Source organism: Streptomyces sp. NPDC002306 (assembly GCF_053593435.1).
Map to the genome: position 1 here is coordinate 41,657 of NZ_JBSFCK010000029.1, position 23,959 is coordinate 65,615.

Annotated in this window: 19 protein-coding genes and 2 pseudogenes; 12 read left to right on the forward strand and 9 right to left on the reverse strand. The window is 71.7% G+C overall.

The window, feature by feature from the left end:
- Window positions 1-277: 277 nt before the first annotated feature.
- Entirely contained in the window at window positions 278-745 is a 468-nt protein-coding gene (locus ACWCQK_RS33475) for a MarR family winged helix-turn-helix transcriptional regulator (protein ID WP_451161517.1), read from the reverse strand.
- A gap of 322 nt (window positions 746-1,067) precedes the next feature.
- Here ACWCQK_RS33475 and ACWCQK_RS33480 point away from each other — a divergent pair, with 322 nt between their 5' ends.
- The 3 genes from ACWCQK_RS33480 to ACWCQK_RS33490 all read left to right on the forward strand — a co-directional run bounded on the left by ACWCQK_RS33480 (window position 1,068) and on the right by ACWCQK_RS33490 (window position 3,068).
- Entirely contained in the window at window positions 1,068-1,628 is a 561-nt protein-coding gene (locus tag ACWCQK_RS33480) for an NADPH-dependent FMN reductase (RefSeq protein ID WP_451161519.1), read from the forward strand.
- A 314-nt stretch (window positions 1,629-1,942) separates the two neighbouring features.
- The gene (locus ACWCQK_RS33485) at window positions 1,943-2,419 is read left to right on the forward strand and encodes a MarR family winged helix-turn-helix transcriptional regulator (protein WP_451161521.1); all 477 of its coding nucleotides are present in this window, start codon (window positions 1,943-1,945) and stop codon (window positions 2,417-2,419) included.
- 280 nt (window positions 2,420-2,699) lie between these two features.
- Entirely contained in the window at window positions 2,700-3,068 is a 369-nt protein-coding gene (locus ACWCQK_RS33490; protein WP_451161523.1) for a DoxX family protein, read from the forward strand.
- A gap of 286 nt (window positions 3,069-3,354) precedes the next feature.
- Here ACWCQK_RS33490 and ACWCQK_RS33495 read toward each other — a convergent pair whose 3' ends face one another.
- Entirely contained in the window at window positions 3,355-3,855 is a 501-nt protein-coding gene (locus tag ACWCQK_RS33495) for a hypothetical protein (RefSeq protein ID WP_451161525.1), read from the reverse strand.
- Window positions 3,856-4,090: 235 nt separating this feature from the next.
- On the opposite strand from ACWCQK_RS33495, the gene ACWCQK_RS33500 reads away from it, so the two are divergent.
- The 4 genes from ACWCQK_RS33500 (at window position 4,091) to ACWCQK_RS33515 (ending at window position 10,190) form a co-directional block, all read left to right on the forward strand.
- Window positions 4,091-5,743 (forward strand): sulfite oxidase, encoded by a 1,653-nt coding sequence (locus tag ACWCQK_RS33500; RefSeq protein ID WP_451161527.1) that lies wholly within the window; start codon window positions 4,091-4,093, stop codon window positions 5,741-5,743.
- 197 nt (window positions 5,744-5,940) lie between these two features.
- Window positions 5,941-8,055, forward strand: coding sequence for an MMPL family transporter (locus ACWCQK_RS33505; RefSeq protein WP_451161529.1), 2,115 nt, complete (start codon window positions 5,941-5,943; stop codon window positions 8,053-8,055).
- Window positions 8,056-8,136: 81 nt separating this feature from the next.
- Window positions 8,137-9,513: a sensor histidine kinase gene (locus ACWCQK_RS33510; RefSeq protein WP_451161531.1), complete on the forward strand. Its 1,377-nt coding sequence runs from the start codon at window positions 8,137-8,139 to the stop codon at window positions 9,511-9,513.
- Between the two features lie 8 nt (window positions 9,514-9,521).
- Window positions 9,522-10,190, forward strand: a complete 669-nt coding sequence (locus ACWCQK_RS33515; RefSeq protein ID WP_451161554.1) for a response regulator — start codon at window positions 9,522-9,524, stop codon at window positions 10,188-10,190.
- Window positions 10,191-10,478: 288 nt separating this feature from the next.
- Here the strand turns inward: ACWCQK_RS33515 and ACWCQK_RS33520 are convergent, their stop codons facing one another.
- A complete protein-coding gene (locus ACWCQK_RS33520; protein WP_451161533.1) occupies window positions 10,479-11,321 on the reverse strand; it encodes an RNA polymerase sigma factor SigF in 843 nt (280 codons plus the stop codon).
- A gap of 194 nt (window positions 11,322-11,515) precedes the next feature.
- Between ACWCQK_RS33520 and ACWCQK_RS33525 the strand changes: the two genes are divergently transcribed.
- From ACWCQK_RS33525 to ACWCQK_RS33535, 3 genes are read left to right on the forward strand one after another with little or no spacing between them, the layout of a single operon-like run.
- Entirely contained in the window at window positions 11,516-12,325 is an 810-nt protein-coding gene (locus ACWCQK_RS33525) for an alpha/beta fold hydrolase (protein WP_451161535.1), read from the forward strand.
- Window positions 12,325-13,575, forward strand: a complete 1,251-nt coding sequence (locus tag ACWCQK_RS33530) for a PP2C family protein-serine/threonine phosphatase (RefSeq protein WP_451161537.1) — start codon at window positions 12,325-12,327, stop codon at window positions 13,573-13,575. Before ACWCQK_RS33525 ends, ACWCQK_RS33530 begins: the two co-directional genes overlap by 1 nt.
- Window positions 13,572-13,928: an STAS domain-containing protein gene (locus tag ACWCQK_RS33535; protein ID WP_451161538.1), complete on the forward strand. Its 357-nt coding sequence runs from the start codon at window positions 13,572-13,574 to the stop codon at window positions 13,926-13,928. Before ACWCQK_RS33530 ends, ACWCQK_RS33535 begins: the two co-directional genes overlap by 4 nt.
- Before the next feature lie 209 nt (window positions 13,929-14,137).
- On the opposite strand, the pseudogene ACWCQK_RS33540 reads toward ACWCQK_RS33535, so the two are convergent.
- Window positions 14,138-14,862, reverse strand: a pseudogene (locus ACWCQK_RS33540) (hypothetical protein); the annotation flags it as partial.
- 98 nt (window positions 14,863-14,960) lie between these two features.
- On the opposite strand from ACWCQK_RS33540, the gene ACWCQK_RS33545 reads away from it, so the two are divergent.
- Complete coding sequence (locus tag ACWCQK_RS33545; protein WP_451161540.1) at window positions 14,961-16,118, forward strand: RNA-guided endonuclease InsQ/TnpB family protein; 1,158 nt, start codon at window positions 14,961-14,963, stop codon at window positions 16,116-16,118.
- 339 nt (window positions 16,119-16,457) lie between these two features.
- On the opposite strand, the gene ACWCQK_RS33550 is transcribed toward ACWCQK_RS33545, so the two are convergent.
- Together ACWCQK_RS33550 and ACWCQK_RS33555 are read right to left on the reverse strand one after the other, a co-directional pair.
- Window positions 16,458-18,803, reverse strand: a complete 2,346-nt coding sequence (locus tag ACWCQK_RS33550; RefSeq protein WP_451161542.1) for a SpoIIE family protein phosphatase — start codon at window positions 18,801-18,803, stop codon at window positions 16,458-16,460.
- Between the two features lie 341 nt (window positions 18,804-19,144).
- Entirely contained in the window at window positions 19,145-19,279 is a 135-nt protein-coding gene (locus ACWCQK_RS33555) for a hypothetical protein (protein WP_451161544.1), read from the reverse strand.
- A gap of 541 nt (window positions 19,280-19,820) precedes the next feature.
- Here ACWCQK_RS33555 and ACWCQK_RS33560 point away from each other — a divergent pair.
- Window positions 19,821-20,558 carry a hypothetical protein gene (locus tag ACWCQK_RS33560; RefSeq protein WP_451161546.1) on the forward strand — a complete coding sequence of 246 codons (738 nt, stop codon included), beginning with the start codon at window positions 19,821-19,823 and terminating at the stop codon, window positions 20,556-20,558.
- Between the two features lie 65 nt (window positions 20,559-20,623).
- Here the strand turns inward: ACWCQK_RS33560 and ACWCQK_RS33565 are convergent, their stop codons facing one another.
- The 3 genes and pseudogenes from ACWCQK_RS33565 to ACWCQK_RS33575 all read right to left on the reverse strand — a co-directional run.
- Window positions 20,624-21,508, reverse strand: a complete 885-nt coding sequence (locus tag ACWCQK_RS33565) for a class I SAM-dependent methyltransferase (RefSeq protein WP_451161548.1) — start codon at window positions 21,506-21,508, stop codon at window positions 20,624-20,626.
- 327 nt (window positions 21,509-21,835) lie between these two features.
- Entirely contained in the window at window positions 21,836-23,491 is a 1,656-nt protein-coding gene (locus tag ACWCQK_RS33570) for an IS1182 family transposase (protein ID WP_451161550.1), read from the reverse strand.
- A 261-nt stretch (window positions 23,492-23,752) separates the two neighbouring features.
- Window positions 23,753-23,959 (reverse strand): annotated as a pseudogene (locus ACWCQK_RS33575) (RNA-guided endonuclease TnpB family protein); the annotation flags it as partial.

Here is a 23,959-nt window from a genome sequence, read left to right on the forward strand (position 1 = left end):
GGGAGCTGTACCTTGCGTCACACCCGAAGGGGAGCGGTCCGCGTCGTGCCGCGTTGCGGCCATGACGGACGAGGGGTGTGCCCGGGGTCGCGCAGGCGACTCCTTCGCCCGCGACCGCCGATCACGCCCAACCGGACGCGCGGTCGCTGGCCGCTGACCACTGGCCGGCGGCGCACCGCCGACGGACTGCCGACCGCAGGCTCATGGCCGGCCGGCCGCCGGCCGCCGGGTGCCCGGTGCCGGGCGCGGTCGTGTCGTGGCCGTCTGCGGCGATGCCTCAGGTGGCGACGTTACGCAGGGCGGCCGCGAGCTTCTTGAGGTCCAGCTCCGTCAGGTGGGCGAGGAAGTGTCGGCGTATCGCGGACAGATTGGTCGGCCAGGCCTCTTCCAGGCGGGCGAGGCCGGCGTCGGTCAGGGAGGCGTACCAGCTGCGGCCGTCCGAGTCGCACCGCAGCCGCTGGATGTAGCCCTCGCTCTCCAGCCGGTTCACGATGCGGGTCGTACCGCTGAGCGACATCTCGAGGTTGCGGGCGAGTTCGTGCATGCGCAGTTGCCGATCGGGCGCCTCCGACAGGTGCATCAGGGTCAGATACTCCGTGTTCGACAGCCCCTGCTCCCGCGACATCTGGGCGTCGATGGCGCGTGGCAGGGCGTAGAGGAGGGAGGGGAGGGCCCGGACGACGGCTTCCTCCTCGGGAGTGAGCGGTTGCAGTGCTTCTGCGGGTGGGGCGGGCTTGCGTGTCATCGGGGCATACCTCGTGTGTGTGCGGTGAAAAATACGTCAGCCGGTCGACCTCTCCGTGTGAACCGGATCGATCCGGACCTGCGGTGATGACCTCCTTCGGCCGCAGCGGACCTGGCCGGCGGCCGCCGGTCGAGGGAGGGCCGGCCGGGCCCCGTGGGGCGAGGCGGGCACATCCCGGACCCGTCGCGAGGGCGATCCATTTATTTGACGAAACAATCTCTTCCCATTAGATTGCTTGTCGAAGCAACTATATCCCCATCCGGTTGCCAGGGCTACCTGCACGCCCGCACGGGCACGGGGCCACCATCATGAAGGATTTGACGTGACCAAGATCGGAATCATCCTCGGCAGCACCCGTCCGGGACGCAACGGCGAGGCTGTCGCCCGCTGGGTGCACGACATCGCCTCCAAGCGCACCGACGCGGAGTTCGAGCTGGTCGACCTCCTCGACTACAAGCTCCCGCACCTGGACGAGGCGCTTCCGCCGTCGCTGGGCCAGTACTCCCAGCCGCACACGCAGGAGTGGGCGAGCAAGATCGCCTCGTTCGACGGCTTCGTCATGGTGACGCCCGAATACAACCACTCGACGTCCGGCGCCCTGAAGAACGCCATCGACTACCTCTACGCGGAATGGAACAACAAGGCCGTCGCCTTCGTCGGCTACGGCAGCCTGGGCGGCGCCCGCGCCGTGGAGCACCTGCGCCTGATCGCGGGTGAGCTGCAGATGGCGGACGTGCGTTCGCAGGTGTCGCTGTCGCTGTTCCACGACTTCGAGAACTTCAGCGTGTTCAAGCCCGGCGAGTTCCAGCTCGAGGCCCTGAACACCACGCTGGACCAGGTGCTGGCCTGGAGCAAGGCGCTCGCCCCGCTGCGCGCCGCGTAACGTCCCCGCATCCGCGGCCTCCCCAGGACGGCCGCGGAGCCCGCGGCGGGCCCACGCCACACAGGTGCGATCGGACGGCTCCCTGCCGACAGCGTGGACGGCGCCGCGGGAGCCCGCCGGTCGCCCCTGCCCGACAGGACACACGGCGGCGGGCCGGCAGGAGGGCCCGTCCGGCCACCGCCCGCACGCGCCGTGACGGACCGCCACGGCGCGGTCCGCGGCCGGTGAGAGCCCGCCGTGGCGACCTGAGCTCGGCTCGGCTCTCAGCCGGGCAAGCTTGGCGGGTTCCCTTGGCGGCCAACTATCATGACCTCGTGTCGAGCGACGAGGGGCAGCCGGATTCCACCGTGCCCGTGCCACAGCCCCTCACCGCGGACGAAGAGGCCGTCGTGAGGTCGCTCGCTCGTGTCATCTACGCCCTGCCGCGCGCAGTCGACGCCGACATGCTCCGTGAGCAGAGGCTCTCCCTGATCGAATACCTGGCCCTGGCCTTCCTCTCCGAAGCTCCGGACCAGCAGATGCGCATGGGCGACCTCGCCGCCGCGGTCGAGATGTCGGGCAGCGGTATGTCGCGCCTGGCGGACCGGTTGGCGAAAGAGGGGCTCATCCAGCGGGTCAAGTCGGCTCAGGACGCCCGCGGCTGGAACGCCGTCCTCACCGACGAGGGCCTCACCCGGCTGCGGACGGCCTGGCCGACCCACCTGGCCTCCGTCCGGCACAACTTCCTGGACCATCTGACGGGGCTCGACCTCGGCAAGCTCGCGGCGGCTCTGCGCACCATCGGCACCTGACGCGCGGCACGGCCACGATCCCTGCGGCTGAAACAGGTCCAGGGGTTCGCAACACATCCGTCCGCGAGCACCGTCAAGCGCGTCACCCGCGCCGACGCACCCGTATCCGGCACAGCCCGGCCCCGGCGGTCACCGTCGCCGTACCAACGGGTGGCGCGCATCCACAGGGGCTGCACACCACCGAATCCCCTGCCCCCTGCCCCCGCGGCATCCACGGCGGCGGACCGGTGCGGCCCCGCACACCCATCCCTCTCTTTCTCCTCTCCTCTCAAGGACCCTCGTGTACATCGCTGCTGTCATCCTCAGTGTTCTCCTCGCCCTTGTCTCCCTTGCCGCAGGTGCGCCGAAGGCGCAGCTCAAGGGTGACGTCCCGGACGGTCTCGTCGCGAAGGGACTCAGCTCCGCGCTGGTCCGTCTCATCGGCCTCGCCGAGGTGGCCGCGGCGGCCGGGCTCGTGGCGGGCATCTGGTGGCAGCCGCTGGGCATCGCGGCCGCCGTCGGGATGGCCGTCCTGCTCCTCGGGGCGATCGGCTACCACGTGAAGTGGGGCGACTACGATGACACCGCCTCTCGCTCCGCCGCCGTGGTCCCGGTCCTGTTCGTCCTCGTCGCGGTGGCCACGGCCATCACACTCGCCGCGTCCCAGTAACCGATCCGCTCGGCACGGGTGCGGGGTGCACGCGGCCTCGGCGGCGGACACCCGCCGGCTCAGGCGGCCGGCCCGCGGTTCAGCGCGAACTCGGCTCCGCCGCGGGCGAGCGCCGTGAAGTGCCCGCCCGCCGGACAGCCCGAGCCGCCGAACCCGTCTCGGCGAGGCAGGTGTTCATCAGCCTGCTGCACATCAGGTGGAGACTGCCGGCTGCTCGCTCTGCCAGCTTTGTGCCCGCTGACAAGGTCAACCGGTGAGCCGGTGCCACCACGGGCGACGCACCGGATCAGGAGGACGCCGGGGAGCCGGGCTCCGCGGTGGCCACGAAATCGTGTTGTTCGAGCCAGGCAGCCCAGACCTTCTCCGGGACGCTCGGCAGCAGGCCGTCCTCCTTGGTGTAGGCCAGCCCCCGGGCGTAGCCGCCGCCACCACAGTTGTCGGACTGGTGAAGGAGTCTCACGTCGACGGAGTCGTCGATGAAGGGCCTGGCCGCGCCGGCGCGGGTGACGCGGAAGCGGACCGGGGCGGTATCGGGGTCGACGCCGTCCGGCAGCGCGAGGCTCGCGTCGGTGACCGCCTCCTGCTCGAACTCGCCCTTGACGCACCTGCCGCGCGTGCACAACTCCCAGGAAGCGCCCGCGAGATCGTCGTAGCCGTCCTGCACGACGTACACACCGACCTGGGACACCACGCCGACCCCGGGGCAGGCTTCCACGTCGGCGCACCCGGACAGAGCGGCGACGAGGGCGGCGACGCCGCCGGTCACCCGCGCGTACCTGATCGGCATCGCCACTTCTTCACCCCTGCGGGAAGTACCTTCTCCGTCCGGGAGATGTCGGTGAAGACTACGCGGCACCTACCGTGTCATGTTCCTGCGGGGGAGGCCGCGAGACCGGGCGGCACCGGGCCAGGGTCAACCCCGTAATCCGTAGCCGAAGGCGAGCGGGCCTGGTGCGAAGAGTGTTGTCACCTGATCCGGGGTGAGCGCCAATCCGCACCGCAGGCGGCACCGGATTCCCCGTGTGAGGAAAGAAGAGAGCAACGCACGAGCACGGCCGAACCTGACGCGCACAGCGCTGGGTGCGCTGAGCGGCCTGCTGGCCGGCTTCGCCTCACTGGCGGTGGCCGAACTGGTGGCGGCGGCGGTGCGTCCGCAATCCAGCCCGGTCATCGCCGTGGGCGGTGCGTCCATCGACGCGACTCCCGCCCCGGTCAAGGACTGGGCGATCCGCCAGTTCGGCACCAACGACAAACTGGTCCTGCAACTCGGGATCCTCGCGGTACTGGCGCTTCTGGCACTGGTGCTGGGCGCCCTGGCGGTACGCCACCGCAGGGCCGGAGCAGCAGGCGTCCTGCTCTTCGGAGCCGTCGGAGCATGGGCGGCGACCACCCGCCCCGACTCCGACAGCCTCACCGACGCGCTGCCCGCCGTCGTGGGCGCCGTCGCCGGAGCGCTGCTTCTCCACTTCCTGGCAGGACGCCTCACGGCGCCCGCCCGGCCCCGGACGGCCACACCCCACACCGAGCCCAAGCCCGAAACCGAGTCCGAGCCCGAGGCCGCGTCCGTGGCAGCCGCTCCCGGCGAATGGGACCGCCGGGGATTCGTCATCGCGGCCGCCTCCGCCGCGGCCGCGTCCGCGGTCCTGGGCACGGCCGGCCGCTCACTGAACAACGCGCGCGGCCAGGACGCGATCGCCTCCCGCGAGCAGGTCACCCTGCCCCGCCCCGGATCACCCGCGCGACCCACACCGAAGAGGGCCGCCCTGCGGATCGCCGGCCTCAGCCCCCTCATCACCCCGAACAAGGACTTCTACCGCGTCGACACCGCCCTGGTCGTGCCCAGGATCGACGCCACCGGCTGGCGGCTGCGGATCCACGGCACGGCAGTACGCCGCCCGGCGACCTATTCCTACGACGACCTGCTGCGCAGGGAACTCGTCGAACGGAACATCACCTTGACCTGCGTCTCCAACGAGGTCGGCGGCTCGTACATGGGAAACGCCCGCTGGACCGGCGTACGGCTGGCCGACCTGCTCACCGAGTGCGGGGTCAAGCCCCCGTCCCGGGGCGGCGCGGCCGACCAGCTGGTGGCCCGCTCGGTGGACGGGATGACGATCGGAAGCCCCGTCGAGGACATCATGGACGGCCGCGACGCGCTGCTCGCCCTCGGCATGAACGGCGAGCCACTGCCCTTCGAACACGGCTTCCCGGTACGGATGGTGGTGCCGGGCCTGTACGGCTTCGTCTCGGCCTGCAAATGGATTGAGGACATCGAGCTCACCACCTTCGCTTCCTACGACCCCTACTGGGTCAGACGCGGCTGGGCCCGCAGGGCGCCGATCAAGACCGGGTCCCGCATCGACACCCCCAAGCCGTTCGCCCGTCCCCGGGCCGGCACCGTCATGATCGCCGGGGTCGCCTGGGCCCAGCACCGCGGCATCGACAAGGTCGAGGTCCGCGTCGACGACGGCCCCTGGGAGCCCGCCCAGTTGGCTGCCCAGGACACCCGGGACACCTGGCGCCAGTGGTCCCACGCCTGGCAGGCCACCCCGGGCAGCCACACGCTGACGGTGCGCGCCACCGACCGGACCGGCACGGTGCAGACGGACAAGCGCACCCGCACCATCCCCGACGGCGCCAGCGGTTGGCATTCGGTGGTCGTGACCGTCGACTGACCACCCCGGCCCCGGACCTTCCACGAGCGGTCCGGACGACAGCGCCGCGGCTCCCCTTACTCCCGGGGGAGTAATCCGCACCCCCAGTCACCCCAGGCAGTACCCGCAGGCTCCCCCTCCCGTCCGACGTAACCCCCTCCCCGTGCCGGAAGGCTGACAGCTGAAACGGTAGTCGCCGTAGCGAGGGAGATCTGCTCATGACGGTCGGGAAGACAACCACGAAGGGCATGGGACGGAGGCGGGCCGTGCCCTGGGCGCTGCTCGGGCTATGGGTGGCCGTGCTCGCGCTGGTCGGCCCGTTCGCGGCGAAGCTCGCCGACGTGCAGCACGACCGGGCCACCGACTACCTGCCCTCCAGCGCCGACTCGACCCAAGTGGCCCGGATACAGGACGCGCTGCCCGGGGGCGAGAGCACCGAGATGGTGATCGTGTATCACCGGGGCGGCGGGCTGAGCTCCGAGGACCGGCGGGTGGCGGCCGGGCAGGTCGAGGAGATCGCCGAAGCGCATGAGCTGGTCGGCGGGGCGCCCAAGGGGATTCCGTCCGACGACGGTACGACCCTCATGTACCCCGTCGTCAGCAACGAGCCCGGAAGCGACGAGAAGCTGCGGGACGCGCTCGTCGAGGACGTCCGGGGCATCGCCCGCGGCCAGGACGGGCTGAGCGTCGAGGTGGGCGGCACCGGAGCGCTCGGCACCGACGCCGGGAAGGTCTACGACTCACTCGGCGGGCCACTGCTCTACACCACCGTCGCCGTCGTCGCCCTCCTGCTGATCCTGATCTACCGCAGCCCGGTGCTGTGGCTCGTGCCGCTCGTCGTCGCCGGCATCGCCGACTACACGTCGATGGGCGTCGCGTACGGGCTCAACCAGGCCTTCGGTACCACCGTCACGGGCCAGAGCTCCGGCGTGATGACGATCCTCGTGTTCGGCGCGGGCACCGACTACGCACTGCTCCTCGTCTCCCGCTACCGGGAGGAACTGCGGCGCATCGAGCGCCCGTACGAGGCCATGGTCGCCGCCCTGCGCGGCTGCGGGCCCGCCGTGCTCGCCTCTTCCGGCACCGTCGCCGCCGGCCTGCTGTGCCTGCTCGCCGCCGATCTCAACAGCAGCCGCGGCATGGGCCCGCTCGGCACAATCGGTGTGCTGTGCGCGCTGATCGCGATGCTGACACTGCTCCCCGCCGTCCTCGTACTCGTCGGGCGGCGGGTCTTCTGGCCGCTCGTACCGGCCTACGGCAGCGAACCCAAACAGCGGCGGAGCCTCTTCGCCGCGATGGGCGACTCCGCCGGACGCAGGCCGCTGACCGTGCTCGCGAGCGGAGTCGTCCTGCTCGGCGCACTCGCCCTCGGCACGCTCAACCTGCCGGGACCGGTCAAGCAGGAGGACTCCTTCGTCACCAAGCCGGAGGCCGTCACCGCCATGGAGACCCTCGCCAGGGCCTACCCCGAGCGCGGCACCCAGCCCATCGACGTGATCACCCCGGCGGACCGCGCCGACCGGACCCTCGCGGCGATCCGGGACACCCGGGGAGTCGAGAGCGCCGAGAAGGGCCGTACCGCAGACGGCTGGGCCGAGATCTCCGTCATCGCGAAGGACACACCCCAGTCGGCGGGAGAGACCGCCACCATCAAGTCCCTGCGCGGCAAGCTGAAAGGCTCCTACGTCGGCGGGGACAGCGCCCAGCAGATCGACCTGGAGGACACCAACAGCCGGGACACGAAGATCGTCGTACCCCTGGTCCTCGTCTCGGTGCTGCTCATCCTGTTCGTCCTGCTGCGCAGTCTCGTCGCGTCGCTCATCCTGGTGGCCGCCGTGGTCGCTGTCTGGGGCGCGGCCCTCGGGATCGGCGGGCTGGTCTTCGGGCCGGTCCTCGGCATCAAGGGAACCGATCCCGGGCTCGGGCTGCTGTCCTTCGTGTTCCTCGTCGCCCTCGGCGTCGACTACGGCATCTTCCTCATGCACCGGATGCGGGAGGAGTCCCTGGCCGGCGCGGAACCGGCCGCCGCCGCGCTCACCGCCCTGCGGAGCACAGGCGCCGTCATCGCCTCGGCAGGCCTGGTCCTCGCCGCGACCTTCGCCGTGCTGATGAACATGGGGCTCGTGCAACTCGTCGAACTCGGCTTCGTGATCGCCGTCGGCGTACTCCTCGACACCTTCCTCGTACGGACGTACCTGGTGACCAGTGCCAGCGTCGCCCTGCGCCGGAAGATGTGGTGGCCGGGCCGCCTCTCGCGCGAACCCGCTCCCGGCGCCGGGCCGTGCGAACCGACCGAGCCGCCGCGGCAGCCGGAACAGGTCGGCGCACCCTGACCTGCCGGGCTCACCACAGCCGGCCGGGCGCCTCTCCCGCCTTCTGACCGGAGGGGCGCCCCCGTGACGGAAGATGGAGTCGTGCAAGATCGGGGAGCGACCTCAGCCGCAGGGGACCTGAGAACCACCACCGTACGGGGTGACGCGCGGCGCCGCCGGATCGAGCGCGTCATGGCGGCCGTCAACCGGGACCCGCTCACCGCGCCGCACCGCACCCGCAACGACGCGTTCCTCGCCGTCGGCGTCGCCGTGCTGGCCGTCGTCTTCGCGTTGCTCATCGACGACGGACTCCCGCTCGGGCCGCCCGGCTGGGCCCTGCTGGCCGGCGCCCATGTGCCGCTCGTGTGGCGGCGCAGCCGTCCGCTGCTCGTGCTGCTCGCGGTGGCGGCCTGCGTCACCCCGTACCACGCCCTCGACTACAACCACGCCGTACCGATCCCCGCGACCCTCCTGGCGCTCTACACGGTCGCGGCGACCGGCACGGTACGCCGCTCGCTGCTCACCGCTGTCGTCGTCCTCGGCCCGACGCTGATCATCAACAGCTTCACCAACCCGGACGGGGCACTGGAGCTCCTGCGGATCTCCGGCTGGATCATCGCGGTCCTGTTCTTCGGCGTCGACGCCCGCTTCTACCGCCAGTACGTCGCCTCCATCGTCGAGCGGGCCGAGCGGGCCGAACGGACCCGCGAGGAGGAGGCGCGGCGCCGGGTCGTCGAGGAGCGGCTGCGGATCGCCCGCGACCTGCACGACCTGCTCGCGCACAGCATCACCCTGATCGGTGTGCGGACGTCCGTGGCGGCCCACGTCCTCACCGCGGATCCGGACCGGCTCGACCACAAGGCGGTCGCCCAGGCGCTCGACGACATCGCGGAGACCTGCCGGACGGCCCGGGGCGAGTTGCGTACGACGCTGGAGGTGCTGCGGGCGAACGAGACGAGCGTGAGTGTCGCAGGGGAACGGGAGCGGGTGGCCGAACCCGGCTCCGGATCGAGTCCAGGTTCCGGACTCGGTTCTCCGGACGGGCGCGGGCCGCTGCCCGGACTCGACGGGCTGGGCGCGCTCGCGGAGGCGGCCAGGGAGGCCGGGGCCGAGGTCGAACTGTCCGTCCACGCGGACGGCATACCACCCTCGGTGGGCGCCGCCGCCTACCGGATCGTGCAGGAGGCGCTCACCAACGCCGTACGCCACGGGGGCCGCGACGACCTGACCGTCCGGGTGGGACTGCGAGCGGCGGAGGGGACCCTGCGGGTGACCGTCACCGACGACGGGACGGGCCAGGGGACGGGCCACGGGGTGGGGCACGGACAGGGAGCCGTCGGCGGCGCGCCGGGGTTCGGGCTCGTCGGGATGCGTGAGCGGGCCCGTAGCGTGGGCGGCACACTGGACGCCGGACCGGGCCCCACCGTGGGCTTCGAAGTGATTGCCGAACTGCCGCTGCCCCGGGAGGAACCCTCGTGACGGCCCCGATGCCGATCCGCGTACTGCTCGCCGACGACCAGACCCTCGTACGGGCCTCGTTCGCGATGCTCGTCGCGTCCGCCGGGGACATGGAGGTCGTCGCCGAGGCGGGCACCGGGCGGCAGGCCGTGGACCTCGCCCGTTCCGCGAGGGCCGACCTCGTCGTGATGGACATCCGCATGCCCGACCTGGACGGCATCGAGGCGACCCGGCTCATCGCTGCCGACGAGGACTTGGCGGGCGTGAAGGTGCTCGTCCTGACGACATACGACACCGACGAGTACATCGTCGATGCGCTGCGGGCCGGGGCGTCCGGCTTCCTGGTGAAGGACATCCGGCCGGCCGAACTTCTCGATGCCATCCGGACCGTGGCCACCGGGGACTCCCTGCTCTCGCCAGGACCCACCTCACGGCTCATCGCCCGTTTCCTGCGCGCACCCGACACGGCGATGTCAGCGGTGGGCGGCCCGGACGGGCTGTCCGAGCGGGAGCGGCAGGTGCTCACCCTGGTCGCGCGCGGGTTCAACAACACCGAGATCGCCGAAGCGCTGGGGCTCAGCCCGCTCACCGCGAAGACCCATGTCAGCCGGATCATGGGCAAGTTGGGGGCACGTGACCGGGCGCAGCTGGTGATAGTGGCGTACGAGTCGGGGCTCGTGATACCCGGGGCGGTCTGAGCGCCGCCGCCAAGTCCCGTCCCTGCACGGAGAGTGCTCCTGACTTGCAACGATGCATCCGCCCCACCGCCCGGCGAAGTGGAACCCGGCGCCCACCCGACACGTGTCCGGCCCCGCAACGGGCAGGGCCGACGCCGCTCGGTGCGGCACCGGCCGGTCAGCGCACGATGGTGCCGCGCAGAAAGCCGGCCCGCGGATCGGCTCGTTCGGCGTTGCACGGCGTCTGGAGATGCCGGCCGCAGCGCGACCGGCCGGCCTCGTGCTCCGGGATTCCAGGGTGGTCCGGGTTCACTGGGTGGTGAGCATGCCCTGACGCAGCCGGGCGAGGGTGCGGGACAGGAGCCGGGAGACGTGCATCTGGGAGACGCCGAGGTGTTCGCCGATCTGGGCCTGGGTGAGTTCCTCGACGAACCGCATGTGGATGATGCGCCGTTCGCGCTCGTCCAGCCCGGCGATCAGCGGGGCCAGGGCGTTGAAGTCCTCGACGAGTTCGAGCGCCGAGTCGTCGGCGCCGATGAAGTCGGCGAGCGCGGTCTCGCCGTCGTCGCTGGTGCTGATGGCGGCGTCGAGCGAGGTGGAGGCGTAGCCGTTGGAGGCGATGCGGGCCTCGTTGACCTCTTCCTCGGTCAGGGACATCAGCTGGGACAGTTCCTTGACCGTGGGGGTGCGGCCGAGCCGGCTGCGCAGTTCCTCGGTGGCCTTGGCGAGCTCGATGCGGGCTTCCTGCAGGCGGCGCGGGACGTGGACGGACCAGGAGGTGTCGCGGAAGAACCGCTTGATCTCGCCGACGATGTAGGGGATGGCGAAGGAGGTGAACTCGACTTCGCGGGTGAGGTCGAACCGGTCGATGGCCTTGATGAGCCCGATCGTGCCGACCTGGACGATGTCTTCCATCTCGCCCGCGCCGCGGTTGCGGAAGCGGGCCGCGGCGAACTGGACGAGCGAGATGTTCATTTCGATGAGCGTGTTGCGCGCGTACTGGTACTCGGGCGTGCCCTCCTCCAGGACGGCCAGCCGGTCGAGGAAGAGCCGCGTCAGCTGCCGGGCGTCCTTGGGGGAGATCCGCGACGGGTCGGCGATCTCGGGCAGCTCGGCTATCCGTGCATCGCTCGTCTCGGTCACGATCGTCATGTCAGGCCCCTCCCACGTTTTCCAGCCCCCCGTCTGACGCCGGCTGCTGGAGCCCGGCACCGAGCGCTTACCCGCTGCGGGCGCCAGCATGCCCATGATGTCGGCGGCTCTTCGCGGCCGGGCCGGATCGGACCACGAGGGCCGGCGGCCGGCAGCGGGCGGCGCCGTGCGGCCGGTCTGCCAGGATGTGCCGCATGAGTGTGCGGGGCAGGAACCGAGTAAGCGTGTCCGGCCGTGCCGGTGGGCCGGTGGTGATGCTGGCGCACGGGTTCGGGTGCGATCAGAACCTGTGGCGGCTGGTGGTCCCGGCACTGGAGCGCGACTTCACGGTGGTGCTCTTCGACCATGTGGGAGCGGGCCGTTCGGATCTGTCGGCGTGGAGCGAGGAACGGTACTCGAGCCTCGACGGCTACGCCGAGGACGTGCTGGAGATCTGCCGCGAGCTGGATCTGGGGCCGGTGACGTTCGTGGGGCACTCGGTCAGCGCGATGATGGGCGTCCTGGCCGCCGCGCAACATCCCGAGTACTTCGCGGGCCTGGTGCTGCTCGCGCCCTCGCCGTGCTTCATCGACGATCCCGCCACCGGATACCGGGGCGGCTTCAGCGCCGAGGACATCGAGGAACTGCTCCAGTCGCTGGACTCGAACTATCTGGGCTGGTCGGGCGCGATGGCCCCGGTCATCATGGGCAACCCCGAACGTCCCGAACTGGGCGAGGAACTGACCACCAGCTTCTGCGCCACCGATCCGGACATCGCCCGGGTCTTCGCCCGCGTGACCTTCCTGTCCGACAACCGCGGCGACCTGTCCCGGGTGACGGTGCCCAGCCTGGTCGCCCAGTGCTCCAGCGACGCCATCGCCCCACCGGAGGTCGGCGCCTTCGTCCACGCCCAGATCAAGGGCAGCGAACTCGTCACCCTGAACGCCACCGGGCACTGCCCCCAGCTGAGCGCCCCCGAAGAGACCGCCGAGGCGATCAGCGCCTTCACCCGGGCGCTCGGGTGATGTGCCGGGAGGAAGGCGACCCGGATGCCGGACACCCCCCGGGCGACGACCGCACGCAGTTCTCCGCCCTGCTGGAGGACAGCACCGAGGATCTGTACGAGAACGCCCCGTGCGGCTATCTGTCCACCCTGCTGGACGGACAGATCGCCAAGATCAACACGACGCTGCTGACGTGGCTGGGCCACCGGCGCGAGGACCTGGTGGGCCGCAGGAAGTTCTCCGACCTCCTGACGGTCGGGGGACGGCTCTACCACGAGACCCATTTCGCGCCCCTGCTGCGCATGCAGGGCGAGATCAGCGGCATCGCCCTGGAGATGAAGGCGGCCGACGGCAGCCGGCTGCCGGTCCTGGTGACGTCGACCGTCAAGACCGGCAGCGACGGGCAGCCGCTGCTGATCCGCACCACCGTCTTCGACGCCCGCGACCGCCGCGCCTACGAGCAGGAACTGCTGCGCGCCCGCCAGGAATCGGAACGCGAACGCCGGCGCCTGCAGCAGCTCGCCGCCACACTCCAGGCGACCCTCCTGCCGCCCGCCCTGGCCGACGTCCCGGGCCTGGAGGTGGCCGCGCACTACCACATCGCCTCCGCCGACGAGGTGGGCGGCGACTTCTACGACCTGTTCCCCCTCGCCGGCGGCACCTGGGGACTGTTCCTGGGCGACGTGTGCGGCAAAGGCGCCGCGGCGGCGGCCGTCACCTCCCTGGCCCGCTACACCCTGCGCGCCGCCGCCGTCTACGACCCCGACCCGGCCGCGGTCCTGGGCAACCTCAACACGGTCCTCAACCACGAATACAACGGCCACGACCCGCGGTTCTGCACCGTCGTCTTCGGTCTGCTCACCCCCGACAACGACCACGGCGGCTTCCGCGTCACCCTGGCCGGCGGCGGACACCCCCCGGCGCTCCTGATCCGGGCCGACGGCACCGCCTGCCCGCTGCCCACCCCCGGCGGACAGCTCATCGGCGTACTGCCCGACGCCCACATCGCCACCACCACCGTCCGCCTCGAACCAGGTGACACCCTCCTGCTGCACACCGACGGGCTCACCGAGGCGCACACCGCCCACCGCGGCGACCGTTACGGCGACGAGGCCCTCCTCGGCTTCGCCCGCGACCTGGCCCCCACCACCGCGTCACGCGCCGTCGCCGCCGTCCGCGAACTCCTGGACACCCTGGGCACCGGGGTGGACGACGACACCGCGGTCCTGGCCGTCAGCGTGCCCGCAACCGACCGTGAAGAGCAGCAGTGACCCGACTGAACGTCACCACCCGCACCACTCCCGCCGGTCCCGTCATCGAGATGGCCGGGGAACTCGACCACCACACCGCTCCCGAGATCCGTGCTCTCCTTCCCGGCCTGGCCATCGCACGGGGCCAGCAGCTGGTCGTCGACCTGGGCGGCCTCACGTTCTGCGACTCCAGCGGCATCACCGCCCTGATCGCCGCCCGCAACCACGCCCTCGGCGCGCAGGCCGCCATCGCCCTGGCCGCCGTCCCCGCCGCGGTCCGCAGGGTGTTCGCCGTCGTCGGCCTGGACCAGGTCTTCCCGGTCCATCCCACGGCCGAGGCGGCCGAGGCGGCCTGGACGCCGCCGGCCGTCTGACCCGCGGCCACACCGGCCGCCCGGACACACCACAGGGCCGCGGCTTTCCACCGCCGGGCGACCGGGAGGAACGGCCGGCCGGGCCGTCCGGCGCGGCCACGAACGCGAGGCGGGGCCTGCCGTCCTCGGCCCCAGGTCCGCGGTCCGCGGAAGAGTCCGTTTCTCCGGCAGCCCCTGAGCGCACGGACCGAAGCCGTCGGGCGGTGCGCTCACCGCCGGCCCGCCAGCTCCGCCATCACGGCGGGCGGCAGCGACGGGTTGGCTGCCGCCGCCTGCACGACCTGCCAGTCCGCGTCGGCGAGCAGTGCGGCGATGACCGGCGGCGCCAGCGCCGGGTGGCCGGCGGCAAGGGGCCTGGCGCGTTCGTCCGCCAGGCAGACGCGCAGCGCCGAGACCGTCGCCCCGCGGTGCGGGCCACCTCACGCAACACCTTGCGCACGCCCGGTTCGTGCCGGACCAGGTCCTCCAGCAGCGCCGGGGACGCGTCCGGGTTGGCCGCCACCTGGGCCAGGACACGGACACCGTGCCGCTCGACCATGGCGCGCAACTGCGCCTCGGTGAGGCCCGGGTGCGCGGCGAGGGCCTTGACCACCTTCGCGTCGGGGTCGCCGGCCAGCCGGTCGCGCAGCGCGGACGGCAGATCACGCCGTTGGGCCACGAGCATGCGGGCGGCCGGGTCCGGTGACATGGCCAGCTCCTCGGTCTCGGCGGCGGAGGCGGCGGCGACACGGGGCACCAGCGCGGCGCCGATCCGGGCGGTTCGGGCCAGGCGGATCAGCACGTCGAGCGGCACCCGGGGATGGTGTGCGAGCCTGCGGCGCACCGCGGGGTCACGGTCGCCGGCCAGCGCACGGATCAGGGCGTCGTCGAGCGCCGGATTTCCGGCGAGGTCGCCCCGGACACCGGGAGAGGGATCCGAGGCGAGCCGCACACACAACTCCGCATGAAGGGTGTAGACGACTGTTCTGCCCCTGCGAATATGGGGGTTTGGTTCCCAGCGTGGTGATATAGGTCAACGGTAGGATCGCGTCTGTGAAACTCGTTGTGCAGGTGAAGCTCGTGCCGGAGGCCGAGCAGGCCGCCGCGCTTCTCGCGACCCTGCGTACGGTCAACGAGGCTGCGAATTGGGTGTCGGCGGTGGCGTTCGAGCAGGGTGTGCCGCGCGAGTACGAGTTGCGCAAGCACACCTACGCGCAGTTGAAGTCGCGGGGGCTGGGGGCGCAAGCAGCCCAGCACACCATCAAGAAGGTCCGCGACGCTTACACGACGCTCAAGGCCAACATCAAGGGCGGGAACCTCGGCAAACCTGGCTCGAAGCGGCGAGCGAAGGCCGAGTCCAAGCACATCGCCTTCCGGCCCGAGGCAGCTCAGCCGTACGACGACCGGTGCCTGAGCTGGCAGTACGACGCGCAGACGGTGTCGATCTGGACCACCGCCGGACGTATCCGGGGTGTGCGGTTCGTCTGCTCCGCCGACGGCCACAAGACACTGCGCGAGCACCGGCAGGGCGAATCGGATCTGGTGGAACGCGACGGCGTGTTCTACCTGATCGCTACCTGCGAGGTCCCCGAGGGGAAGCAGTACGAGCCCGACGGGTTCATCGGCGTCGACCTGGGCATCGTCAACATCGCCACCACGTCCACCGGCTACCAGGCCGCCGGGCGCGACCTGAACCGGCGCCGCAAACGCCACAGCGATCTACGCAAGAAGCTCCAGCGCAAGGGCACCAAGTCCACCAAGCGGCTGCTGAAGAAGCGCAACCGGCACGAGCAGCGCCATGTCTCCAACACCAACCACGTCATCGCGAAACGAATCGTGACCGAGGCTGAACGCACCTCGGCCGGAATCGCCCTGGAGGACCTGGGCGGCATCCGGCAGAGGGTACGGCTCCGCAAGCCACAACGGGCCGCGCTCCACTCCTGGGCCTTTGCCCAGCTCGGAGAGTTCATCGCGTACAAGGCACGCCGCGCAGGCGTGCCTGTGGTTCACGTCGACCCCGCCTACACCTCGCAGACGTGCTGCGAGTGCGGGCACGTCGACAAGAAGAACCGGGTCGAGCAGTCTCTCTTCACCTGCCGTAACTGCGGGGTCGTTGCCCACGCGGACCGAAACGCTTCTCACAACATCGCCCAACGTGGCGCCGTGGTGTGGAATGCGGGGCGTGAGTCACGCGTCCCTGCCACCCCGTAAGGGGTGTCCGGACGGAGGAGTCCACCCAGCAGCCAACTGGGCACTACCTCCAAGCCCGGTCCTTACGCTTCAGGACCGGGTCAAGTTGACTGCCGTGGTGTGGGGGATCGCCGCCGGTCGCCCGTTCGCTGCGGGGAGCAGGCCGGCGGAGCGGCGTGCGCGCCGTCCGGGGGTCGCGGTGCGAGGCCGGTACGGCTCGACCCATGACCAGAAACCTAGCCCACAGGTAACTCGTGCACAAGATACTTTTGAAGGCATCCCTTCCGGCGGGCATACCGGCCGCGGCCGCCCTTTTCCGGCGCCCGCGCACCGCTTCCGTGAGCGGCTCTGCGGCTCCCCTCAGGGGGAGAGCGGGGTCGTCCCGGCCGGCTGCTCCGCCCAGACGATCTTCCCGTCGGCGGTGTAGCGGGTGCCCCACTGCTCGGCGAGGCTCGCGATGATGAACAGGCCCCGCCCGGACTCGTCGACGGTGCGGGCGTGCTGCACATGCGGAGCGCTGGGCGCGGCGTCGCTGACCTCGCAGGTCAGCATCCGGTCCAGGATGAGACGCAGGCGTAGGGGAGCGGTGCCGTAGCGGGTGGCGTTGCCGACGAGTTCACCCACGATGAGTTCGGTGGTGTAGGCCGTCTCGTCGTCGACCGCCCAGGCCGCCAGCTGGCGGCGGGCGGCCCTGCGCGCGATCGGCGCGGCTTCGGAGCCCGCCGGCAGCGACCGGGTCATGACCCGGCCAGCGGGCAGCCCCTGGGCGCGGGCGAGCAGCAGCAGCGTCTCGTCCGGGCGATCGCCTCGCAGGTACGCCTGCTCGATGCTGTCGCGCAGCTGCGGCAGCGTACGGGCGGCGGCCTCGCGCAGCAGCGGGCGCAGCGGGCCCGACGGGGCCAGGACCTCGTCGGCGAGCGCGGCGGTGCCCAGCGCGAGCGTGCTTCCCGAGGGCAGGGACACCGTGGCCGCGGGGAAGGGGGCCGTGTCCGGTGCGGCGAGTGCGGGACCCGGGGGGACGGGCAGCGTGCACGACGTGCCGTCGGGGAAGACCGCGACCGGCTCGCGCAGGCCGCCGCGCGCGACGGTGCAGGTGCAGTCGACCGGGTCGTAGATCGCGACGGTGCAGCCCGCGGTGAGCGGCTCACGGGCGAGCGGGTCCAGGGGCGGCAGCGCGGCCCGTGCGGCGACAAGACGGGCCGCGGTGTCGCTCAGGCGGGCCAGCAGTTCGTCGGGCTGGAGGTCCAGGGCGGCCAGCGTGTGGAAGGCCGTGCGCAGCAGTCCCATCGTGATGGCCGCGGGAATGCCCTGCCCCGCGACGTCGCCGACGACGAGGGCGGTGCGTGCCCCGGGCAGCGCGATCGCGTCGCACCACGCGCCGCCGCCCTCGGTGCCCGGCAGGTGCAGGGCGCAGATCTGCACGGTGGGCTGGTCGGTCAGCTGCCCGGGAAGGAGCCGGCGCTGGACGGTGGACATGACGATCCACTCCCGCATGAACAGGCCGGCCCTGTCGATGCACAGTGCCGCGTACGCGCACACGGCGGACGCCACCGCGAGGTCGTCCTCGGCGAAAACGTCGCCGTGCCCGTGACGGTAGAAGCCGGCCAGGCCCAGGACCCGGTCGCCCAGGACCAGCGGTGCCACGATCAGGCAGCAGTCGTCCCCCTCCTCCCCGGCGTCCCGCGCCCCGGCCGGCGGCGCCTCGCCCCGCGCCGCCCCGGCCGGGCCCTCGGCCGGCGGCGTACCGTCCTTGCCGAGGAACACGAGGCGCGGCTGAAGGCCGGCGAGTACACGCGCGTACACCGCGCCGGCCGGCAGGGCGCGCACCGCTTCGGGCGGCACCGCGATCCGCCCGCGGGCGGCCGCCTGGCAGAGATGGACATCCGGGTCGACCGGCGCCAGGGGAGGGTCCTCTCCGCGCACCACGCCCTCCACCATTTCGACGACGGCGGCGTCCGCGAACGCGGGCACCACGGCGTCGACGAGTTCCTGGCAGGCGTCCATGACGTTCATCCGGTGCCCCATCCCCGCGCGCACGGTCTCCAGCAGGGCCAGGGTCTTGCGCGCCCTTTCCTGCTCGGTGACATCGGTGGCGCAGGCCAGCAGTCCCGCCACCTCACCGTGCGGGTCTTCCAGTCGGAAGTAGGAGACCGAGCGGATACGGCGGCCGAGCCGGGCCGACGTCTCGGCACCGCGGACGATCCGGTGCAGTGCCGGCTCTCCGGTGGCCAGTACGCCGTGTGCCACGGCGGCCTCTTCCCCCGGGAACGCGCAGCCGCAGGCCTGCGGGAAAGGCATGCCCACAACACGGGCCGCCGGTGTGCCACGTCGCCCGCCGTCCGGGGCGCTCACGCGCACGGCGCGGAGCTGGTCGTCGTAGACCTGCAGTTCCATCACGGGGTGGCTGAACAGGGCTGTCAGGACCGCGGTGTCCTGCGGCGCCCGGCTGCCCCCTGCCGTGAGCACCTGCCAGAGCACCGAACGGCCGCGCAGTACCGGCTTGACCACCAGGGCGGCGGTGTCCGCCAGCCCGTCGCGCCGCGGCCCGTCGTCCGAGGCGGCCCGGTGCAGGAGCGGCAGGAGCGCGGTCACGGGCCGGCCGACAGCCTCCGGGGCGGACCACCCGAACAGCCTTTCCGCGGCGTGCCCCCATTCAGCCACCCGGCCCGCCTCGTCGAGGAGGAGAAGCACGTCACCCTCGGGCATGGATACCTCCGCGCCGGCCGCCGCCTCGGCCCTGCGATCACCCGACAGGTCGGGCGGAAACCGCTCCTACCAGGGCTTCCACCAGGCTAGCCGCAAACCCGCGCCCACGCCGACCTCGCCCCGGCCACCACCGGCGCGCTTCAACCACTGCTCACGGGCCCCCACCGCGGCCACGGCCGCAGAGCCGGCGGCTCACCTACGGGTCCACGTCCCGCCCCCGCCCGGCACCGCAGGCGCGACCGTGGCAACGGCGGCGATCATCCGGGCCGCGCTGTGCGCATCACGAACGGCAGCCCGCCCTGCCGAGGGCGCCACGATCACCGGGGCCATGGCGGCCGTGCCTACCAGATCAGGCACCAGTAACCGCCGTAGTTGCCGATGTCGATCCGGCCGCCCTGCGGCACCAGAGCCGGGTCAGGCTGCCCGACGGCCGCCATCGAGCACGCCGGGTCGCCGACGGCTCCGGCAGCGGCCATCCGCCGGGCGGCGTCCACCGCCGCCGAGGACGTGACCCAGGTCGTCGTCGACCCTTCGCCCTGGGTGGCCGACGGCGTCGGAGCGATCGGCGTCGGTGTTCTCGGTGCGGCCGTTCGAGTGGGAGCGGGTTCGGCTGTTCGGGGCGCGGCCGTCCGGGTGGGGGACGGTTCGGCCGTTCCGGTGGGGGTCGGTACACCCGTCAGGGAAGGGGTCGGCGCCCCCGTCCGGGTGGGCGCCGGCTTGGCCGTTCCGGTGGGGGTCGGTGCGCCCGTCCGGGCAGGGGTCGGCGCGCCTGTCCGGGCAGGGGTCGGCGCGCCTGTCCGGGCCGGGGTGGGTGCGCCTGTCCGGGCCGGGGTGGGTGCGCTTGTCCGGGCCGGGGTGGGTGCGCTTGTCCGGGTGGGGGTGGGTGCGGCCGTTCGGGTGGGAGTCGGCGCCCCTGTCCGGGAAGGGATGGGCGCGCCCGTGCGGGCGGGGGTTGGTGCGCCCGTTCGGGTCGGGGTCGGTGCGCCTGATCGGGTGGGGGTGGGTGCCCCCGGCCGGGTGGAGGTCGGCGCGGCTGTCCGGGAAGGGACCGGCGCGGCCGTCCGGGAAGGGATCGGCGCGGCCGTGGACGGGCTCGGGCGTGCTGTCGTCGACGACGGCCGGGGTGAGGAGGTCGACGACGGCCGAGGTGAGGCCGACGTGGTGGGCGCCGCGCTCGGGTGCGGTGTCGTACTCGGCGTGTGCCCGGGCGAGGGGGCGGCCGTGGTCCGGGGCGGAGTCGGCCGGGTACCGGTCGGTGCCGGTGGAACGACCGGTGGCGCAGAGCCGATGCCGGTCGCCGCCGGCGGGATGCCCGGCGAGACCGGCTGCCGGTTCGTCGGCGTCGACCGGGGCTTCGCCGTGCCTGTCGGCGTGCGTGCCGTGGAGCCCGAGGGCTTCGGCTCAGGCTTCTTGGAGGGCAACGGCAAGGGGCTCGTCGACGGCAGGGACAGGATTCCGGAGCGCGAGGGCACCGGGCGCGGCGTTCCGCCGCCGGACGACACCAGGGCCCAGATCCCGAAACCGCCCCCCACGGCGAGCACCGCCGCGCCGCCCGCTATCCAGGGGGCCTTTCGCGCTGGTCGCCGGTGCCGGTTCATGATTCTCACTGTCCAACCGATCGCCGACGGCCTCAACCGGGAACCAGGGCCCGCTCTGCGGCGACGACCGAGGCCACCGTGTTGCGGCGCTGACGAGCGTCCGGTCCGCGTTTTCCGCTATCGCCGCCGCTCTTCGCCGCACTTCGTTGCCGCTTGAACGGTGCGAGGGCCGGTCGAGTGAGCACCCTCGCAACGCGCCAAGACCATGGGCGGACTCTGTCCTTAGGGCCTGCGGTGGGCAGCCAGGTCTTCCCGACTGCCCACCGGCCGGCATTCCCTCCCCCTTCGCAGCGCTACCGGCCTGGCTCGGGCACCGGCTTCTTGCGGCCCGAGCAGGTCAGGAGCGCGATCGACAGGTCGTGTGTGCTGGGCTGGGTCATGTAGTGCAGGGCCCGGTCGAGGGCGGGGGCGTCGACGAGCGGTGCCGATGAGTTCCGGGCGTGCCTGGTCGAGAGTGAGCTGCCACCAGCGGCTGATGGGCGCGTTCGCGGTGACGGTGGGCAGTGCGGTGGTCAGGTGGATGTCGGTCAGGCCGTGCCGGTGGAAGCGTGCCGGGTGTCCGAGCCCGTGGTTCTGGTCGCTGCCCAGGTGGGTGGTGATGACCTCGGACAGGGCGCGCATGGTGGCGCGGTAGTCGGCGTCGGGGGAGTGGGGGAAGCCGAGTTCGGCGGTGTCGCTGAGGACGAGGTGGCCGCCGGGCCGCAGCCAGGAGACGAGCCGGGCGAGGACGGCCTCGTGGTCGCGCAGGTGCATGAGGACGCAGCGGGCGTGGATGAGGTCGAACGGGCCGAGTTCGAGGCCGGCGTCGGTGATGTCCGCCTGGAGCGGCTGGACGCGCGGGTTGCGCGAGCGCAGCAGGGTGGTGTCCCGGTCGAGGGCTGTGACCTGTGCGTGGGGGGCGTGTCCGGCGAGCAGGTCGGCGACGCTGCCGGTGCCGGGGCCGATCTCCAGGATGCTGCGGGCTCCGGCGAGGGGCAGGGTCCGCAGGTGGTGGACGGTGGCGGGGTCCCAGGTCCGGGCGAGCAGGTCGAGTCGCTGTTCCTCGGTGTCCTGCCGCGTGCTGAACAGGCGTTCACCATAGGTCTCTTGGGCGGGGGCAGTCGGCATGTGCGTTCCCGGGGTGAGGTGTGCGGGGGCCAGGTGTGTGGGGGAGGTGTGTGGGGGTGAACGGTCAGGCGGCGAGTGTGATCAGGGGGGTGAGCCAGGAGGCGAGGATCGCCGGGCCCGTCCGTGGTGAGGACGGACTCCGGGTGGAACTGCACGGTGGCCAGTCCCGGCGCCGAGAGGGCGTGCACTTCGCCGGTGGCCGGATCGCGCTCGACCTGTACGGTGCGCCGGGTCCGGGGGCAGTCGACGTGGTCGGTGTGGCTGATGGCGTTGACTGCTCCCCTCCCTGAAGGACTCCGTTGGGGAATGCCTAAACGGGGTGGGTGATCAGGCTGTCAGGGTGAGAGCGGCCAGGTGGGAGGTGCGTGTCCGGCCGTGGGGGGTGCCGTTCAGCCAGGTGTCGAGGCGGATGATGTTGATGGCGGTGGCTGCGAGGACGTTGCCGAGGTGGGTCTTGCGTTGCCCGGTGTAGCGGGTGTGGCGGATGCCGGTGCGGCGGACGGCTTGCGAGATCGTGCCCTCGACGCCGGCCCGGATGTCGTACCGCTTCTTCCACTCCTCGGTTCGTTGTTCCTGGCGGCGCTGGTCGAGAACCTGTTGCTGCTCGCGGGGCAGCAGGGTGAGGCTGCGGCCCCACTTGCCGTTCGCTGCCTTGGTGCACTTGTCCCGCACCGGGCAGGCCGCGCAGTCCTGGGCGGTGAAGTGCACCCGTGAGACGGGGGTGCCGCTGCTCTTGCGCTGCTCGGACCAGCTGGCACTGACCTTGCCCTGGGGGCAGGTGACCTTCTTGGCGTCCCAGTGGATGGTGAATGCGCTCCGTGTGAAGTGCTCGCCATCGTGGTTCTCGTGGCAGGTGTCCGGTCCAACCGGTCCCAGCAGTTCGATGCGGTGCGCGTCGCGGGCGGCGACGATGTGCGCGGCGGTGACGTATCCAGCATCGACGTCGTGCTCGTCAGGCAGCAGCTCACGCCTTGCCATGCCTTGGTGGACGGCCTCGGTGACCTCGGTGTCGGCGACGGTGGCGCCCGTGGTGAGGACATGGGTGACCAGGTGCGGGGCGTCAGGTTCGCAGGTCTCGCTCAGGTGGGTCTTGTAGCCGCACCAGCCCGAGCCCCGCTTGAGGCCGTATCGGGCGTCGGGATCGTAGGGCGAGGAGAGCCGGCGTCTGGCCGGCGGGAGGTCTTTGCCCTCCCGCCAGCACACCCCCTCGCCGTCGCGGTGGTACTGCTCCACCCAGGCCCGGCGCAGGACCTGGACGGCCGGGATCTCCCGCAGCCAGCCCGGCGCCCCGGGAACATGGACGGCCTCAAGGACGGTGAAACCGTCCCGGCCGACCTGCTCGGCCCACTGAGCGCGGACGTTCTCGCCCTTGGGGAAGCGGTAAGAGTCGACCCGGGCGCCGTAGCGCTTGGCCCAGTCGGCGGTGACCAGCCCGCTCAGCCAGTCCGGGGCAGCAACAGCCAGCGCCTCCAGCGCGGCGCGCAGGGTCTCGCCGACGAACTCCATCCGGTTCAGCGTCCGCACCGCCGCCAGCACATGGGTGGAGTCGGTGCGCTGACGGCCCCCCGAACGCAGCAGCCCGAGCGCAGAGATCCGCTCCAGGACCAGGTCCAGGACTTTCTCCTCCAGGCCGTGCTCGATCAGCCGGACGCGGAAGTCACTCAGGACGGAGAAGTCGAACCCCGGATCATCCAGCTCAAGGCCGAGGAGGAACTTCCAGTCCATACGGGCCCGTACCTGGTCAGCGGCCTGTCGGTCTGTGAGTCCCTCGGCGTACTGCAGGACCGAGACCAGCGCCAGCGCACCGGGCGACACGGCCGGACGCCCCCGCGTTGCGAACGCCTCAGCGAAGGAATCGTCCTCGAACAGCGGACCGAGAGCCTCCCGGAGCCTCACCGCGAGCGTGCCTTTGGGAAACGACGCCCGCACCACCCGAGCCGTCAACTCCGGCACTCCACCGTCATCCCGCGGCTCCAGCGACACCCAGCCCACCCCTCGTCCCGACGAACAGAACGATCATGCCGACCTCAACGCGTCAACGAAGCCGGTTTGCAGATTTCCCAACGGAGTCCTAAAGTCCAGGGGTTCCGGCCTCGGTTGTCTGATCTTCCTGCTTTAACCACGATCTTTGGCGCGGCTGCGCAGAGCCCTTTCCATAGCCTGATCGCGAAGCGATCTATCGAGTCTCCGACGCGCATGGACATCTTTGACTGCTCCCCTCCGTGAAGGGAGGGGATTCCTGGCTCAGGCTGCCTTCCGGAGCGGCGCTCCGGGAGGTCTTGTGCCATCAACGCCGGCCGGGTTCAGACCTGCCCGGGCAAGCATCACGCGTGCGGAGTTCTTGTCCCTGGGGGATACCGTTTTGCACACGGTGCAGTGGTAGGTTCTCTCGCCGAGCGGCAGCTGGTGCTTGGTTCTCGCACCGCATGCCGCGCAGTCCATCGTGCTGTG

Bases quoted from the DNA above. Each gene is read 5' to 3' on its own strand.
- ACWCQK_RS33525 (WP_451161535.1), top strand. From the start codon at position 11,516: ATGAGTGTGCGGGGCAGGAACCGAGTAAGCGTGTCCGGCCGTGCCGGT.
- ACWCQK_RS33520 (WP_451161533.1), bottom strand. From the start codon at position 11,321: ATGACGATCGTGACCGAGACGAGCGATGCACGGATAGCCGAGCTGCCC.
- ACWCQK_RS33530 (WP_451161537.1), top strand. From the start codon at position 12,325: ATGTGCCGGGAGGAAGGCGACCCGGATGCCGGACACCCCCCGGGCGAC.
- ACWCQK_RS33555 (WP_451161544.1), bottom strand. From the start codon at position 19,279: ATGGCCGCTGCCGGAGCCGTCGGCGACCCGGCGTGCTCGATGGCGGCC.
- ACWCQK_RS33550 (WP_451161542.1), bottom strand. From the start codon at position 18,803: ATGCCCGAGGGTGACGTGCTTCTCCTCCTCGACGAGGCGGGCCGGGTG.
- ACWCQK_RS33565 (WP_451161548.1), bottom strand. From the start codon at position 21,508: ATGCCGACTGCCCCCGCCCAAGAGACCTATGGTGAACGCCTGTTCAGC.
- ACWCQK_RS33505 (WP_451161529.1), top strand. From the start codon at position 5,941: ATGACGGTCGGGAAGACAACCACGAAGGGCATGGGACGGAGGCGGGCC.
- ACWCQK_RS33515 (WP_451161554.1), top strand. From the start codon at position 9,522: ATGCCGATCCGCGTACTGCTCGCCGACGACCAGACCCTCGTACGGGCC.
- ACWCQK_RS33495 (WP_451161525.1), bottom strand. From the start codon at position 3,855: ATGCCGATCAGGTACGCGCGGGTGACCGGCGGCGTCGCCGCCCTCGTC.
- ACWCQK_RS33475 (WP_451161517.1), bottom strand. From the start codon at position 745: ATGACACGCAAGCCCGCCCCACCCGCAGAAGCACTGCAACCGCTCACT.